The 16356-nt window shown below is 32.1% G+C and carries 18 protein-coding genes; 10 read left to right on the top strand and 8 right to left on the bottom strand.

Features of this window, described 5'->3' with window-relative positions:
* Window positions 1–93 precede the first annotated feature (93 nt).
* A complete protein-coding gene (gene proC / locus HT586_RS07360) occupies window positions 94–897 on the top strand; it encodes a pyrroline-5-carboxylate reductase (protein ID WP_096076414.1) in 804 nt (267 codons plus the stop codon).
* Between the two features lie 77 nt (window positions 898–974).
* Here proC and rnz read toward each other — a convergent pair whose 3' ends face one another.
* Window positions 975–1895, bottom strand: coding sequence for a ribonuclease Z (rnz, locus tag HT586_RS07365; RefSeq protein ID WP_096076413.1), 921 nt, complete (start codon window positions 1893–1895; stop codon window positions 975–977).
* A gap of 108 nt (window positions 1896–2003) precedes the next feature.
* Here rnz and zwf point away from each other — a divergent pair, with 108 nt between their 5' ends.
* The 4 genes from zwf (at window position 2004) to HT586_RS07385 (ending at window position 6795) form a co-directional block, all read left to right on the top strand.
* Window positions 2004–3482 (top strand): glucose-6-phosphate dehydrogenase, encoded by a 1479-nt coding sequence (gene zwf, locus HT586_RS07370; RefSeq protein WP_096076412.1) that lies wholly within the window; start codon window positions 2004–2006, stop codon window positions 3480–3482.
* Between the two features lie 296 nt (window positions 3483–3778).
* A complete protein-coding gene (locus HT586_RS07375; RefSeq protein WP_238999205.1) occupies window positions 3779–4987 on the top strand; it encodes an IS110 family RNA-guided transposase in 1209 nt (402 codons plus the stop codon).
* 310 nt (window positions 4988–5297) lie between these two features.
* Window positions 5298–5933, top strand: a complete 636-nt coding sequence (locus tag HT586_RS07380) for a hypothetical protein (protein ID WP_133353232.1) — start codon at window positions 5298–5300, stop codon at window positions 5931–5933.
* Window positions 5934–5958: 25 nt separating this feature from the next.
* Window positions 5959–6795, top strand: a complete 837-nt coding sequence (locus HT586_RS07385; protein WP_203545507.1) for an effector binding domain-containing protein — start codon at window positions 5959–5961, stop codon at window positions 6793–6795.
* A gap of 48 nt (window positions 6796–6843) precedes the next feature.
* Here the strand turns inward: HT586_RS07385 and gndA are convergent, their stop codons facing one another.
* Both gndA and HT586_RS07395 read right to left on the bottom strand, forming a co-directional pair.
* Window positions 6844–8247, bottom strand: coding sequence for an NADP-dependent phosphogluconate dehydrogenase (gene gndA / locus HT586_RS07390; protein ID WP_096076409.1), 1404 nt, complete (start codon window positions 8245–8247; stop codon window positions 6844–6846).
* A gap of 60 nt (window positions 8248–8307) precedes the next feature.
* Window positions 8308–9411 carry a M20/M25/M40 family metallo-hydrolase gene (locus HT586_RS07395; RefSeq protein ID WP_203545508.1) on the bottom strand — a complete coding sequence of 368 codons (1104 nt, stop codon included), beginning with the start codon at window positions 9409–9411 and terminating at the stop codon, window positions 8308–8310.
* A gap of 126 nt (window positions 9412–9537) precedes the next feature.
* Between HT586_RS07395 and prli42 the strand changes: the two genes are divergently transcribed.
* The 3 genes from prli42 to HT586_RS07410 all read left to right on the top strand — a co-directional run bounded on the left by prli42 (window position 9538) and on the right by HT586_RS07410 (window position 11103).
* Window positions 9538–9639 carry a stressosome-associated protein Prli42 gene (gene prli42, locus HT586_RS07400; RefSeq protein WP_157742174.1) on the top strand — a complete coding sequence of 34 codons (102 nt, stop codon included), beginning with the start codon at window positions 9538–9540 and terminating at the stop codon, window positions 9637–9639.
* Between the two features lie 61 nt (window positions 9640–9700).
* Entirely contained in the window at window positions 9701–10228 is a 528-nt protein-coding gene (locus HT586_RS07405; protein WP_203545509.1) for a helix-turn-helix domain-containing protein, read from the top strand.
* 11 nt (window positions 10229–10239) lie between these two features.
* Window positions 10240–11103: an IS3 family transposase gene (locus HT586_RS07410; protein WP_232618444.1), complete on the top strand. Its 864-nt coding sequence runs from the start codon at window positions 10240–10242 to the stop codon at window positions 11101–11103.
* Window positions 11104–11151: 48 nt separating this feature from the next.
* Here the strand turns inward: HT586_RS07410 and HT586_RS07415 are convergent, their stop codons facing one another.
* Window positions 11152–12120, bottom strand: a complete 969-nt coding sequence (locus HT586_RS07415; RefSeq protein ID WP_096076407.1) for an aromatic acid exporter family protein — start codon at window positions 12118–12120, stop codon at window positions 11152–11154.
* Window positions 12121–12127: 7 nt separating this feature from the next.
* A complete protein-coding gene (locus HT586_RS07420; RefSeq protein ID WP_111744886.1) occupies window positions 12128–12565 on the bottom strand; it encodes a BrxA/BrxB family bacilliredoxin in 438 nt (145 codons plus the stop codon).
* A 344-nt stretch (window positions 12566–12909) separates the two neighbouring features.
* On the opposite strand from HT586_RS07420, the gene HT586_RS07425 reads away from it, so the two are divergent.
* A complete protein-coding gene (locus HT586_RS07425) occupies window positions 12910–13395 on the top strand; it encodes a GNAT family N-acetyltransferase (RefSeq protein ID WP_407943972.1) in 486 nt (161 codons plus the stop codon).
* Window positions 13392–13880 carry a CHAP domain-containing protein gene (locus tag HT586_RS07430; protein ID WP_203545510.1) on the top strand — a complete coding sequence of 163 codons (489 nt, stop codon included), beginning with the start codon at window positions 13392–13394 and terminating at the stop codon, window positions 13878–13880. Before HT586_RS07425 ends, HT586_RS07430 begins: the two co-directional genes overlap by 4 nt.
* Before the next feature lie 10 nt (window positions 13881–13890).
* Here the strand turns inward: HT586_RS07430 and HT586_RS07435 are convergent, their stop codons facing one another.
* From HT586_RS07435 to HT586_RS07445, 3 genes are all read right to left on the bottom strand, one after another.
* Window positions 13891–15063 (bottom strand): MFS transporter, encoded by a 1173-nt coding sequence (locus HT586_RS07435; protein WP_203545511.1) that lies wholly within the window; start codon window positions 15061–15063, stop codon window positions 13891–13893.
* A 145-nt stretch (window positions 15064–15208) separates the two neighbouring features.
* Window positions 15209–15418, bottom strand: coding sequence for a hypothetical protein (locus tag HT586_RS07440; protein WP_203545512.1), 210 nt, complete (start codon window positions 15416–15418; stop codon window positions 15209–15211).
* 14 nt (window positions 15419–15432) lie between these two features.
* Window positions 15433–16347, bottom strand: coding sequence for a hypothetical protein (locus tag HT586_RS07445; RefSeq protein WP_203545513.1), 915 nt, complete (start codon window positions 16345–16347; stop codon window positions 15433–15435).
* Window positions 16348–16356: the final 9 nt, after the last annotated feature.

Raw genomic sequence — 16356 nt, forward strand, 5'->3', positions numbered from 1 at the left:
TTTCTATAAATATGATTTATTTTATGTCAAAATTGTGTTTTACCCATTACAATCTTATAATAATAATAACAAAGATTCCAGGAGGCATGTGACATGAAGATTGTATTTTACGGCTCAGGTAATATGGCAAGCGCAATATTTACAGGATTGATTGAAAGTAATACCGTAAAAGGTGAAGATATATTTCTAACAAATAGAAGTGACATTGAAGAATTAAAAAGATTAAACAGCACATTAAATACACAATATAGCTATGACGATAATGAACTGTTATCAAATGCTGATTTTGTATTTTTAGCTGTTAAGCCTCATGACTTTGTTTCACTTGTTGAGCGTATTCAACCTCATCACAATACACATAATAAGTTTGTTTCAATGATGGCTGGCGTACCAATTAATCAAATCAAAACTAAGCTTCAAACATCAAATCCAGTCGCACGTATCATGCCCAATACTAATGCACATGTTCAACAATCAGTAACTGGAATATCTTTCTCAGATAATTTCGAGGAAAGCGATAAACAAACGTTATTCAATCTACTCAATGCGTTTGGAACATCTATTGAAGTTGAAGAAGATTCATTACATGATGTTACCGCAATCACAGGTAGTGGCCCTGCCTTTTTATACTATATGTATGAACAGTATATCAATGCTGCAAATCAACTTGGCTTATCACATGAAGACACTGATATTGCGGTACGTAAATTGATTATCGGTACTGCAAGAATGCTTGAAAATAGTGAACTGTCTCTTGATCAGTTACGTGAAAATATCACTTCAAAGGGTGGTACAACGAAGGCAGGACTGGATGCTTTAGCGAAACACCCTATCGAAGAAATTTTTGTAGATTGCTTGAATGAAGCTTTAAATCGTAGTAAAGAATTAGGAAAATAATACAAATATATATATAATAATAAATAACTATAACAACAAATTAACAATGCGCGCTCAGCTAATTGAGCGCGCATTGTTTATATTTCAAAATTATCAAAGTCCTTCACGATTTCAAATACCATTTCCGGATATTTATGCTGTATTACATCTTTCAATAATGCAATATCCTGTAAATCATAACGATTACTCACATGATTAATCAATACTTTTTTCGCATGCGATTCTGCAACAAGTTTTGCTACGTCATCAATATGACTATGGTAATATTTATGACTCAAATCCAGATCACCATCTAAATAAGTACTTTCATGTACTATAACATCCGCATTATTTGCCAGATCTATTTCTGCCTCACAGGGCATTGTGTCGCCAAATATCGTAATAATCTTACCAGGTTTATTTGGATTTCGATAGTTTTTCGTTTCATAAATGATACCATCTACCTCAACGAATTCCTGCGTTTTAAACTGTTGATAAATTGGACCCGGCTGAATGCCTGCTTCAATCAGTTTTTCAGATATTAGATTACCCTCTGTGTCTGGAAACTGGATACGATATCCAAATGAATCTATGCCATGTTTTAACATTCCTACATTCACCTTTATCTGATCGATATATAAGACGTCTCCATCAGCAATTTCGATGATTTCAAGCGGATAATTCAAGTGAGAACCTGAAATTAACAGTGTCGTTTCGATATATGCTTTAATTCCTTTTGGACCAAATACTTTTAAAGGTTTATTTTCTCCACCTTGAAAACTTCTTGATGTGAGTAGACCCGGTAATCCAAAAATATGATCACCATGCAGATGTGTAATAAATATATGATCCAGCTTTCCAAGTTTAATATTTGTATGTAATATCTGATGCTGACAAGCTTCACCGGCATCAAATAACCAGAACGTATTATTTAACGGTGCAAGAGAAAGTATGATCGTTTGTGTATTTCTTTCTTTAGTTGGTAAACCTGCACTCGTTCCTAAAAAAGTTATTTTCATTTTTCTACCACCTTTTATTTCATCACGTCATTATAGCATGTTTTATTTGTTTTTTTAGACATTGTATGAAAAAATAAAATAGACTTTAATAGAATCGAGGTATTTATTTTGGAAATTGAAAAGCAAAATATCCCCTGTTTAATAACAATTTTTGGTGCAACAGGTGATTTAAGTCACCGCAAGTTATTTCCATCGTTATTCCACCTTTATCAGCAAGATAACTTGAATGAGCATGTTGCAATCATTGGTATTGGACGACGTGAATGGACAAATGAAAAATTCAGAGCAGAAATCAAATCTTCTATCGAAAAATTCGTTAAAGATACACATAAAATCGATGAATTTATGGAACATGTTTATTACCAGTCTCATGACGTAAATAATAAAGAAAGTTATGATGCGCTGCTAACACTCTCTGAATCTTTAGATGCAAAATATAACTTAAATGGTAACCGTCTATTCTATTTAGCAATGGCACCAGAATTTTTTGGTACTGTGTCAGATTTCTTAAAATCTAGCGGACTGACAAAAACAAAAGGATTTAAGCGATTAATTATTGAAAAGCCTTTCGGTAAAGATCTCGCCTCTGCTGAAAAACTAAATAATCAGTTAAGAAAATCGTTTAAAGAAGAGGAAATTTATCGAATTGACCATTATCTTGGTAAAGATATGGTACAGAACATCGAAGTAATTCGATTTAGCAATGCAATGTTTGAACCGTTATGGAATAATAAATATATCTCAAATATTCAAGTCACTTCTTCAGAAATTTTAGGTGTTGAAGACCGTGGTGGCTATTACGATACTAGTGGCGCTTTAAAAGATATGGTACAAAATCACATGTTACAAATTGTTTCACTTCTTGCAATGGAGCCTCCTATTTCATTATCATCTGAAGATATTAGAAATGAAAAAGTAAAGGCACTCCGTTCTATCCGTAAAATTCAGCCTGAACACGTAAGAAGCTATTTCGTTCGAGGACAATATGATGTCGGTGAAATAAACGGTGAAAAAGTAAAACGATATCGTGATGAAGAAAATGTAAATCCAGAAAGTAATACACCTACATTTGTTGCCGCTAAAGTTATGCTCGATAACTTTAGATGGGCTGGTGTTCCCTTCTACATTCGTACCGGTAAACGTATGAAGGAAAAAGAAATACGTGTTGTTGTTGAATTTAAAGAAATGCCGATGAATCTATATTATCAAAAAGATAATCAGCTAGATTCCAATTTACTTGTCATAAATATTCAGCCTAATGAAGGAATAGAACTTCATTTAAATGCACGTAAATATATCGAAGGTATCGATACTGAACCAGTTAAATTATCATATGCGATGACGACACAAGATAAGATGAATACTGTCGATGCATATGAAGGATTAATTTATGATTGTCTAAAAGGCGATGCCACTAACTTTACACACTGGGAAGAATTAAAGGCAACATGGAGTTATGTAGATACTGTTGCTGAATACTGGGATGCACATCCTGCTCCATTCCCGAATTATCAGGCTGGATCTAATGGCCCTGTAAAAAGCGATCTGTTATTAAGTCGAGATAACTTCCACTGGTGGGACGTATAATATAAATCTTAAAAAACATACTAAGATTAGTAGCGAAGTAATCTACGACGGTAGATAAACTTCGCTACTTTTTTATTGTTTTCATGCCGTTGGCATAATTTTAACAATTGTGAAATAGTAGTAGAGAGAAGTACTCCGACCAGCCTCTAGGATCATAGAATCCGTATTATAAACTGGAGAACTTCACTTTCCTTATTAATTCGATTTTAGTATGTTGGGTCCTTTGAGATCGTGTATAGGAAAATGAACAAAATAAGGTCTAGTGAAGTAAAACTTCTTAATTTAACCAAATAGGAGTGATTAACATCGAATATTTTGGAATTGACGTGGGGAAAGGAAAAAGTTATGTAGCTCATTATTGTAATAATGAATTTAAGAAAGAATTTGAATTAATTCACAATAAAGATGGTTTTGATGCATTAAATGAATATATTAAAGGGTATGCAGGTGTTTATTTTCTCTTTGAATCGACTGGGATATACTCTAAAGTTATCCAACGTTTTTGTAAAGAAAACCATATTCCACACTGTATGATAAATCCTTTAGAAGCTAAATTTTTAACAACTACACTTAGAACTTGGAAAACTGATAAATCTGATGCACACAAACTTGCTTTATTGGCAAAAAACTTTAATAAAAGACCTTCTAAAAATCTTTCTAAGGACATATATATAAAAGTAAGAGAATTGACCAGATGGTATGAAGAACTTAATGATCAACAGTCTTATTTAAAAATTTCAATTATACAGATACTTGATATGTCCTTTCCTGAAATTCAGAGATTATTCAAAAGTAGATATTCAAAATTTGCTTTAGAAATAGTCAAAAGATTTCCTCACCCCAGCTATGTAAAAAATATAAATATACCTGATCTTATTAATATCATCGGTGCTTGTACAGATAAAAATATCTCTTTACAAAGAAAAGAAAAATATGCCGAAATGCTTATTTCCTTCGCTAATGAAAGTTATCCAGCTCTATCGGAAAACTCATTTTACATCGAGAAACTAATAGCTTTAGTTAATGATTTGATGTTACTTATGAAAAGACAAGAAAAGATTAAACAGAGCTTAATGGAGCTTTCTAAAGAACTCGAAGAGTTTAAAATACTTACCTCTATTCCAGGTATAGGAGATTTGACGGCTATGTTAATTATTGGTGAACTGGGTGATATAAGATCTTTTTCATCCCATAAAGAGCTAAATGCTTATATAGGCATTGATATTAAAAGATATCAATCTGGAAAAACTCAATATAAAGATAAGATAAATAAGAGAGGAAACAGACGTGCCAGAGCATTATTTTATATTGTCATAATGAATATTATAAGAGGAAAAAGACATTACTCAAATCATCTTGTAGACTATTATTATAAATTAAGAAAGCAGCCAAATGGCAAAGGCCATAAGACTGCGGTGATTGCTTGTGTAAACAAGCTGCTAAAAACAATTCAATATCTTGTAGTAAACAATAAAGAATACGATTATCAGATGTCCCCACATTGACAATCTATTCAAATACATAATATCATATAAAAAAAATTAATAAATAAAAAGGCTTATTTAGTGATGATTTTTTTAATATATTCTACTACGAAGTAGTTGACAAATCGTAGGAAGAGGCTGGGACAGAAGTGTTCTGCCACAAGCAAAAACCGGACAAAACTAATAAATCGCTCTTTGATTTATAGTTTTTGTTCGGTTTTTGTCGTAGGGGCAACTTCTGTTCCGCCGTTTAAGCTGTTAAACAGAAGAGGGTTAAGACTTATGTCTCACCCTCTTTTTATTGTGCCATAATTGTGTTAATATTTGAATTATGAATAAATTTATACGATCATCTTTTGAACTTTACACAGAGCAGGATTTCGATACATTGCTCAATATAAAGACTAATCCTTATATTGAAACTTTTACAAATCATCATTCTAATCGGTACGAACCAACTATTTATCGTGATTTATTATCATTATATAACATGATGAAAGAAGACATAACTAAAGATGCATTATTAGTAGATTTTGGCTCTGGACTAATGCGTGTACCAATCTTCACTAATTATGTATTCAAAATAAAAACGATAGGTATTGAACTTAATAAGCAGCTATACTTAAAAAGCCTTGAAAACATTAAAAATTATAGCTTATTACATCATCAAGAAAATGATGTTACTGCTCAAAATATTAATGCATTACAGTATCAATTTAATGGTGAAGAGACACATTTATTTTTCTTCAATCCTTTTTCTGTATTCGTATTTCAAAAAGTTATGGAAAACTTAATGACATCATCTATTGAAAAATGTGATATCATTCTGTATTATGCAAAACCTGAATATGAAGTATATTTACAGGATATCATTCATTTCAATCTGAAATATCATATTCCTTTGCAACATATAAATAATGATCCATCAGAAAAAATAAATATCTATGAATACACGAAATCTATTTAAAGCAACTTTAAGGAAGATGTGACTTATGAATAATATTGACTTAATGCAGAAAACAATCGTATATATTGAAGATCATTTATTTGAACCTTTTCAATATGAAACAATCGGTACATATTTAAATGAAAATCCGATGCATGTAAATCAAACATTTACGATGATTGCCGGAATGAATATAGAAGAATATATACATCATCGTAAGATGACCGAGGCCGCTAAAAAGTTGTTAAATGGTAATTACCGTCTCGTTGATATCGCAAACCAATTTGGCTATCAGACTGCACATGAATTTAGTACTGCTTTTAGCGAACACCATCAAATTTCACCGATTCAGGTTAGAAGTAACCCTGAACAATTAAGAATGGTAGAACGACTCTACATTCAGCTATCTGTGACGACGAAGCCTCCGATGCCTTATAAAATGCAGACGATGGATAGTTTCAGAATTGTAGGAATACAAGAAATCGTTTCATTTAATGAATTAGGTAATCATTTTCTTATCCCGGATATCGTCTATGAATTAAAAGAAAAAGAAGAAACTAAATCATTATTATCATTTAGCTCAGACAAAAAAATTTATGTGGTTGTTCAACCTAATGCAAATGATATAGAAATATTTGTAGGTGTGAAGTCAGAACGTACTTTTGATTATGAAAGCAAACAAATCTATAACGGTGATTACGCTAAATTTGAATCTCGTGGAAAGCTTGATTATGTATTCAATGAAATTTGGCAATCTGTTGAAAAACAAGTAGACTTTAATATTCACTACGAACGCAATAGTCAGTATATTTATATTTTTCCTGATGATATGGATTTTGATAATAGCTTCAATAAAGTTGAACTTTGGATACCAACATTATAAAAAGCTCGCAAGAGAAAATTCTTGCGAGCTTTTTGATATACAACATAATTATTTCCAGTCTGTATGGAATACGCCTTCTTTATCTTTACGTTCATAAGTGTGCGCACCGAAATAATCACGTTGTGCCTGTATTAAATTTGCAGGTAAATCTTTTGATGTGTAAGAATCAAAATAATTAATTGCTGCTGCAAAACTTGGTGCTGGTGTACCTGTAGTGATTGCAGTCGCAGCAACTTTACGTAAACTAGTTTGATACTTTTCTACAACATCTTTGAAGTATGGGTCTAATAATAAGTTTTGTAAATCTGTGTTATTATCATATGCTTCTTTAATCTTTTGTAAGAATTGTGCACGAATAATACAACCTTCACGCCAGATCATTGCTAAATCACCTAACTGTAAGTTCCAGTTATAAGCTTCACTTGCTGCTCTCATTTGAGCGAACCCTTGTGCATAGCAACAAATTTTACTCATATATAGTGCTTCACGAATTGCTTCTAAGAATTCAGCTTTATCGCCTTCAAAATTTGTTTTATTTGAATTGATATTTTCACTTGCAACAATTCTTTCGTCTTTTTGACTAGAGATGAAACGTGCAAAGACACTTTCAGTGATTATCGTTAATGGCTGACCTAAGTCTAATGCGTTAATTGAAGTCCATTTACCTGTACCTTTTTGTCCGGCTTTATCCATGACTTTTTCAACGAGTGGCGTACCATCTTCATCTAATTTCTTAAAGATATCAGCTGTGATTTCGATTAAGTAGCTATCTAGTTCGCCTTCATTCCATGATTTAAATGTATCCGCGATTTCATCATTTGACATAGCTAATACATTTTTCATTAAATCATAACTCTCAGCGATTAATTGCATATCTGCATATTCAATACCGTTGTGTACCATTTTAACATAATGACCGGCACCATCCGGACCAATATAGGCAACACATGGTTTACCGTCTTCAGCTTTAGCAGCAATAGATTCTAGAATAGGTCTAACAAGTTCATATGCCTCTTTTTGACCACCTGGCATAATTGAAGGACCATGTAATGCACCTTCTTCACCACCTGAAACACCCGTACCGATGAAATTGAATCCTTTTTCTGAAAGATATGCATTACGACGAATCGTGTCGTTGTAGTTAGTGTTACCACCATCGATTAAAATATCGCCTTGATCTAATAATGGAATTAAGCTTTCGATTGTTGCATCTGTTGCTTCCCCAGCTTTAACCATCATCATGATTTTACGTGGCTTTTCAAGGCTATTTACGAATTCTTCTAGAGAGTATGTTGGGAAAATATTTTTACCAACTGATTCTTTCATCATCTCTTCAGTTTTTTCCTTTGAACGGTTAAATACCGAAACAGTATTCCCGCGTGATTCTATATTCCATGCTAAATTTTTACCCATTACAGCCAAACCAATAACGCCTATTTGTTGTTTACTCATAATATACCTCTTTCAAATGAATTTTCATGATAATTATAGCACATGTCTATAATGTTTGAACTAAACAAGCTTAATGATTTCAATTACCTGTTCAGTTAATTTATTTAATTCATCAATCGGCATCTTTTCATTTACCGTATGAATATCCTGATAGCCGACAGCTAATACTACAGTCGGAACAAACTTGTTAATAAAGTTAGCATCACTACCTCCACCGTTTGGTACAACTTCTGGTGTTCTACCTACACGTTCAGCTGCTTGACTTGCAATCTCGATTACTTTGCTTGATTTATCAATATTAAATGATGGATAATTTACTTTAACCTCTACATCAGCTTTCCCACCGAGTTCTGCTGCTGCAGTAAGAATTGCTTCTTTCATATGTGCAACTTGTGCCTCCATTTTACTATCAACTAGACTGCGCGCTTCTGCAACAATATAACATTTTTCAGCAACGATATTCGTTCTTGAACCACCTTCAATCGTACCGATATTAGCAGTCGTCTCTGCATCTATTCTACCCAGCTTCATATTGCTTAGTGCACGAGAAGCGATGTTTATCGCACTTACACCGTTTTCCGGTGCTACACCAGCATGTGCTGTAACACCTGTAATTTCAATATTAAGGGTCGCATTTGATGGCGCCTGGTTTACAATTGTACCAACTTCACTACCCGCATCCAGTGCATACCCTAGTTTCGCATTTAATTTAGATCCATCTAATACACTAGCACCAATTAAATGAGATTCTTCTCCAACTGAAATAACTACTTCAATATCACCATGTGGGATTTTTTCTTCATTAATCGTTCGAATCGCTTCAATCATTGCAGCAATCCCCGCTTTATCATCAGCACCAAGAATCGTAGAGCCATCTGTATGAATAACATTATCAGTAATAATCGGATTAATGCCATTACCAGGCGTAACAGTATCCATATGACAAGAAAGTAATATTGTCTCCTGATCTGTTGTGCCTTTTAATTTCATAATCAGATTGCCCGCACCAAAACCTGTCTTACTTTGTGTATCGTCTTCAGTGACTTCAAAGCCAAGCTCTGAATATAATGTTTTTAAATGATTTGCAATCTCACGTTCATTACCACTCTCGCTATCAATCTTTACAAGTTCAATAAAAGTATCCACTAATCTTTGCTGGTTCATTTACAACACTCCTTAAAATGTTATTTATATTTATCGTACCAAACAACTGTTCATCAATAAAGGATAAGACGTAAAATCGATTATTTGATATAATAAATAAAATGCTCTTAAGAAAGGAAGTACAGAATGAATAACAAAACAGCACGCAAAGTCTTTATTATCGTCTTACTTGTATTAATCGTTGCAGCATTAGTGCTTAGCGCTGTATTACCATATCTTAATATGTAAAAAAACGTTGAGAAAACTGAAGTGCACCCCTAAAGTTGAACCTTAAAATTCAACTTTAGGGGTGCTTATTTTGAATAAAAAGCATGATCTTGATTTTAAATTAAAACTAATCAAAGAATATAAAGAAGGAAATATGGGTTATGATTCATTAAGTAACAAATATGATATCGTTCCTTCACAACTAAAAACATGGACTTACCAATTTGATACCTTCGGTATTGACGGCCTTATATCCAGTATGACCAGAAAGAAATATTCAACAGATGAAAAATTAAGAATCATTCAGTATAGAATTACTAATCAACTTTCATATAAAGAAACTGCTAGAATCTTTGAGATTACTAATCCTACTTTAATAGCTCAGTGGCAGATGAAATACAATCAATATGGTATCCTAGGTTTAGAATCAAAACCGAAGGGTCGTGCGTCTAAAACTATGAAAAATAAAAAGGTTGATAACACTAGTTTAAACGAAAGTGAACGACAAGAATTAATACGCTTACGTGAGGAAAACAGGAGATTAGAAATCGCAATTGCTCTCGAAAAAAAGTTACAATCCTTAGCTCGAAAAAATCAAACAAAGAAATAGTAGCTGCTATTATTGAGTTAAGGAATGAATCTAACTATAAGTTAAAAGAAATATTATCAGTAGCTATGATAGCGAAAAGTGTATACCATTATTGGAAATTACGACTTAGTGTCACTAAACATAAAGACAATTATTTAATTACTTTGATTAAAGAAATCATTAACAAACATAAAAATAGGATAGGTTATCGTACAGTAACCGACGAACTAAGAGAGTTAGGTTTTGTAGTTAACCATAAAAAAGTTCTTAGAATAATGAGAGAAAATAATTTACTTTGTACAAAGTTTAAGCATAGAAATAGAACATATAAGTCGTACAAAGGGAAAGTTGGCAAAACAGCTAAGAATAAATTGAATCGTAGATTCGTAACTAATCGCCCATATCAAAAATTACTTACTGATGTAACACAATTCAACATTAAAAATGGAACTAAGCTATATCTGTCAACAATTTTTGATGTATGTTCGAAAGAGATTATTTCTTATTCAATTAGTAAGCGTCCAACATTGGAATTCGTTATGGAATCATTGTTAAAAGCAATTAATGTAATTCCAGACCTTCCCTATAGAACTACAATCCATTCCGATCAAGGGTGGCAATATCAGCATAAATCTTGGGTACAAACTTTGAAAAAGAATAGAATTATTCAAAGCATGTCTAGAAAAGGTAATTGTCTTGATAATTCTCCGATGGAGAATTTCTTTGGTATTTTAAAACAAGAAATGTTTTATGGAGAAACATTTGATTCTTATGATGAACTAGAAGAGGAGATTATTGACTATATGGAGTATTATAATTTAGTCAGAAAGAAGAGAAAATTAAAAAGCAAGACTCCTGTAGAATACAGAAATCTTGCTTTAATGAAAGTAGCTTAATAAAAAGTTCAACTTTTTGGGTTCACTACAAACCTTCTCAACGTTTTTTTAATACATCTTTAAAGAGCCAAATTTAGATTTTATCATTAAATAACTTTCTATTTCTTTAAGCAGCTGAATTGCGGCAGAACGAGATTTCAATCGCTCATGTGAATCCGGTAATGGATAATTATCTAAATCCAGCATTATTTCATATAAATCATGTAATCTTATTGCAGTAAAATTATTGCTCGTTATATTATTTGATAAATCCTCTAACAACCCGCTACACTGCATATGTAGCTTATCTTTACAGCTTATTTCATTAATCAGGTGTGTCATACGTGCCAAAAGCTCAAGTTGGGATTCACGCATATCAAAATAATGATAATATGAATTATCATTACGTGAAAAATGATTCTCTACTTCCATATAGGCAAGTGACTTCGCACGTTCAATCGTTTCATGCAGCTTATCAATATCATTTGTGTTCAATACAATTTCAGGATGCTTTAACGCATCACTCAATCGGCTGACAATAACCTGAAATTCCATCTCTATCGCACGTTTATAACCATGTAATGTATTGTTGTGATTCGGCATATAAAGATTTAAAATTAAAGCGATGCCTATGCCTACACAAAGTAATAGAAATTCATTAACAGCTAATGCCCAGTCAATATGACCTGAATTAAAGCAATGTAGAATGATAACGATACTTGTGACCACACCTTCTTGTATACCGAACATTACTGTAACAGGAATAAACAGTAAGACGAGGATACCGAGGACAATCGGATTAAAGCCTAAATTCATAAAGAAAATATATGAAAACAAAATACCAAGCAAGCACGAGAAAAATCTCGCACTTGCAGCTTCTAAAGATTTTACTTTTGTATTCTTCACACAAAGAACGACTAAAATAGCAGCAGATGAGAAATTCTCGAGACCCATCATCTTACAGATGATTACGCCGAGAGACATACCGAAAGCAGTCTTAATCGTACGCGAACCAATCTTATAAGGCTTAATCTTCATGAATGAATTAACGTTCCTCACAATGCTCTTCAAATAAAGCTTGAATGTTTGTAATAACACTCATTGGATCGTGACCTTCTATTTCATGTCTTTCGATCATTTTTACAATCTTACCATCTTTAAGTAAAGCAAATGATGGACTACTTGGTGGATAACCTTCAAAGTAATCACGAGCTGTTTCAGTCGCTTCTTTATCCTGACCAGCAAATACAGTTACTAATTGATCAGGTAATTTATCATAATGTAATGCATGTGCTGCAGCAGGACGAGCAATACCGCCAGCACAACCACAAACAGAGTTGACCATGACAAAAGTTGTACCAGGTTTATCAAACGTTTCTTTAACCGCTTCAGGCGTTGTTAACTGTTTGTAACCCGCAGTTTCGATTTCCTGACGTGCATTGTTTACGAAATCTTCCATAAACATATTAAAATTCATATCCATTGATATAACACCTCTTCTAAATTGATACAACTATCATAACGAATAAAGACCGTTAAATCTAGTGATTAATTCGTGAAATATAAAAAGATGTAGATAATATATAGGTTATTGATTGCTGGTAACATATTACCTACTATTTTATATTAGCGATTGTTCGTTTACTTATGAGTCAGCGTATTATTTCTTTAAACATAACTACAATTATTCGTTTGCATACTTACTCAATAATATATAACCGAAGTATAATGGATAAAATATAGGATTAATTATTGAGACTCCCTATTTTATTGACATACACACCGGGCTTCATTACTATTTACAGTAATCTTAAAGGAGGTATCCTTATGCTTAATACAATTCAAATCAGACCAATCCAACAAAAAGATAATCCCATCATCCATAAAATCATTCAAACGTCTCTTGAATCGTTCAACTTAGATATTCCTGGATCAGCATACTTTGACCCAGAACTAGCACAACTATCATCATATTATGGTGAACGTAAATATGCCCAATACTGGATAGCAGAGCAAAATGGAGAAGTTTTAGGTGGTGTTGGCATTGCTCCATTCAGTGAAGATGGGACGATATGTGAACTTCAAAAACTATATCTCTTAGAATCTTCACAAGGGAAAGGTATTTCTAAACTATTAATGGATAAAGCATTAGCATTTGCATCAAACCATTATAAAGCTTGTTATTTAGAAACAATGGGTAAACTAGAAGTTGCATGTATGCTCTATGAAAAGTATGGCTTTCAATTATTAGAACAACCAATCGAAGGCAGTGACCATTCAGCAATGGATCGCTGGTATATAAAATCACTATGAAAAGAATAATCTCATTCTTCATTATATTATTATCATTATTTCTGCTTTTTATAAATCAAGATAGGATAATCGATAACTACAACACATTACGCATTGAACTTATGCCAGATCCGATGGCTATAAACACTTATGATAAAGGTCAATGTACCTATTATGTATTTGATAAAGTAAAGAAAGACGGCAACATGATAGAACGATCATGGCGTGATGCAAAGTATTGGGCGAAGCTTGCTAAACAAGATGGATATAATGTAAACCATTCGCCACGAAAAGGTGCGTTACTTCAATCACCAAGAGGCACGCAAGGTCATGTAGCATACATTGAGCATGTATATCAAAACGGTAATGTAAAAGTTTCAGAGATGAATTATACACAGCCATATGAAATAACAGAGCGTATTATCTATAAGAAGGATCTATCGAGATATAAAATTATCCATCCTAAGATAAATCCAAAAAAGTCACCTCAATCTAAAGTCGATTGAGGTGATTTTTTCAAAGTAATCTTTTCAATTTCAACATTAAATAAATGCATAACATATATACTATCCCTGAAGTGATATACACCCACTGAATAGGAACTACTTCTGCGTAAACTCCAATTGATATAATTGAAATCAAATATCCAAATTCTATAATCGTTGATTTAAATGCTGTAAGTAGAGTGATATGTTCTTTTGGGATCTTTGAAATGATTAGTGTTTCCTGCAAAATATCTTTAGTTTGAAATACGAGTCCCATAATAAAAATTAGCAAAACAGAAATAACAGGTATTTTTATAGTACCAAAAATTATGACCGTTATGACATATACGATTTGGCAAATGATAATGGTATATAAATTTAGCGTTGATAACTTCTTAAATTTATATATTACAATTGCTCCTATCATCGTTCCTGCAAAGTATGCAGCATTAAAGTAACCCCACCAGGATGTATCCTCATTCAAAAACTCTTCTATAAACGCTAATTGAATCGCACCAATCCAAATTGTCCCAATTAAGGCTTCAATAAATTCAATAAATGTTAATTGCCTTAATACAGGAAAACTAAACAATAATAGATACCCTTCAACTATACTAGTAGTCGTTCGATGTTGTAATTCAATCAACTCTTTTTTATTAATTGGAATCATAAAAATGTTAATAAAAGCAATAACGAAAAACAAAAGAGTAATTGACATAACAAAAACTACATTTGTCATTGCGAGTATCCATCCTGCAATGATATATCCAGAAAACATAATTGCCTGGTCGAATGAAGAGATTCCTGCAATGACTTTTGCGACTTCATTTTCATCAAATACATTTTTTATTAAAGTGTTTTTTAATGGATAGAACATGCCATTAAAAAAAGAAATTAAAGTAGTAAGAATATATATGATTAATAATACTTTTAAATTCATAAACACTAACATCAATAATAAAAATATCATCTGTGCAGATGTATTTATTAATAATATTTGTTTAATCGTATATTTCTGAGTGAATTTTTGAATAAAAAACTTACTTATCATTTTAGCAATGAGATTTAAAAATGTTGTTAAACTTGCTAGAAAAGTTGATTGTGTTAATTGATAAATGAAATATGTAATTGAAACATTATAAAAAATAAATCCAGCACTAAATGAAAGCTGGATTAAAAGAATATTGTAATAAATTCTAGACATATTTTCTCTCCACATTATTATTTTATCCAATAATAATTATCAAGAATATTCAGATTAATTGCTATCGGTCAATGGGATGATTTAGTTATTAATATGTAAAATCTAGCATAACAAGATTTTTACACATAAAGATATCAATATTAAACTACTCTTCAAACTCTCTTACTTTTACATCTTTTGTCGATTCATCTCTTAATTGAATCAACATGATAAAACAGATAACAATTAAACTTGAAGGTATGATAAACGGTAAATAATTTAAAAACTCATTGTCGTGAATTCTTACCAAATAATAAACGAAAAACATCCAGCATGCATTTAAAAATAAAATAAATAGTTTGTCTCTAAAATTCATATTGTTTCACCTCATTATTTAATATTAATCGTTACCGAACCTACATTTCCTATTTCTTGTTTAATACTGTTCTTGGATGATTCAACAATTTCATTTCCTATCGTGATATCTAATTGTTGGCCATCAATTTTAAGTGATTGATTAAAGGTTTTCATATGCTTTGATATCAATAGATTATCAACAACACGTGTTACCATACGCCCTCCACCACTGTTGTGAATAACAGCTACCGCACCATATTGATTACCATTCATCTCATAATCAGCAATCATAACTTTAAGATTTTTAGGATTATATGGAGGAGACAATGTTACTACAGCTTTATCTATTGCATTCAGACTTTCCATATATTCAATTGAAATAATATCATCTTGTTTTTTTGTACTGTGTATAATCTGGTCTGTAAATTTAACCGTGAGATTTGTTGCTTCATCAATCACGCCAGATTCATAATTTTCAAGTTTATCATCTTCGTTATGCCCTGCATAAAATGTTGAAACAGTGTTTCCAATAACTGTTTTCTTTGTTATACCTGTCATTCCTTCTTTTAACTGGATACCTGTAGCTATTATGTCCAGTTTATAATTTTTATTTTTCGGATTAAGAATGGCATATCCAAAAGCGTAATCTTTATCTTTGTCATTTTTATCTTTCTTACTAACAAATATAGAATAAAATTTAGGATTTGATTCCTTATCTGGATTTACAACCATACCTTCACTCTTTGAATGAGGAAAAAGTTTTTCTTTAAAATCTTTCATCGCAGCTTCACCACTCGCATACTCGTTACTCTCCAATTGTTTAATCAGTATGCTCTCTTTTATCGGTTTAGCATTAACTTCTTCTTTTGGTGATTCAGAATACAATATGCCTGCAGCAATAAGAAAAATAATTATAATAGAAGTTATTATACGTTTTGTGAAAGTCATCTTCATCCC

This window comes from Macrococcoides bohemicum (genome assembly GCF_016865215.1).
GTDB lineage: Bacteria > Bacillota > Bacilli > Staphylococcales > Staphylococcaceae > Macrococcoides > Macrococcoides bohemicum.

Bases quoted from the DNA above. Each gene is read 5' to 3' on its own strand.
- HT586_RS07380 (WP_133353232.1), top strand. From the start codon at position 5,298: ATGAATAAATTTATACGATCATCTTTTGAACTTTACACAGAGCAGGAT.
- proC (WP_096076414.1), top strand. From the start codon at position 94: ATGAAGATTGTATTTTACGGCTCAGGTAATATGGCAAGCGCAATATTT.
- prli42 (WP_157742174.1), top strand. From the start codon at position 9,538: ATGAATAACAAAACAGCACGCAAAGTCTTTATTATCGTCTTACTTGTA.
- HT586_RS07425 (WP_407943972.1), top strand. From the start codon at position 12,910: ATGCTTAATACAATTCAAATCAGACCAATCCAACAAAAAGATAATCCC.
- HT586_RS07430 (WP_203545510.1), top strand. From the start codon at position 13,392: ATGAAAAGAATAATCTCATTCTTCATTATATTATTATCATTATTTCTG.
- HT586_RS07395 (WP_203545508.1), bottom strand. From the start codon at position 9,411: ATGAACCAGCAAAGATTAGTGGATACTTTTATTGAACTTGTAAAGATT.
- HT586_RS07385 (WP_203545507.1), top strand. From the start codon at position 5,959: ATGAATAATATTGACTTAATGCAGAAAACAATCGTATATATTGAAGAT.
- rnz (WP_096076413.1), bottom strand. From the start codon at position 1,895: ATGAAAATAACTTTTTTAGGAACGAGTGCAGGTTTACCAACTAAAGAA.
- gndA (WP_096076409.1), bottom strand. From the start codon at position 8,247: ATGAGTAAACAACAAATAGGCGTTATTGGTTTGGCTGTAATGGGTAAA.
- HT586_RS07415 (WP_096076407.1), bottom strand. From the start codon at position 12,120: ATGAAGATTAAGCCTTATAAGATTGGTTCGCGTACGATTAAGACTGCT.
- HT586_RS07420 (WP_111744886.1), bottom strand. From the start codon at position 12,565: ATGGATATGAATTTTAATATGTTTATGGAAGATTTCGTAAACAATGCA.
- HT586_RS07440 (WP_203545512.1), bottom strand. From the start codon at position 15,418: ATGAATTTTAGAGACAAACTATTTATTTTATTTTTAAATGCATGCTGG.
- HT586_RS07435 (WP_203545511.1), bottom strand. From the start codon at position 15,063: ATGTCTAGAATTTATTACAATATTCTTTTAATCCAGCTTTCATTTAGT.
- HT586_RS07445 (WP_203545513.1), bottom strand. From the start codon at position 16,347: ATGACTTTCACAAAACGTATAATAACTTCTATTATAATTATTTTTCTT.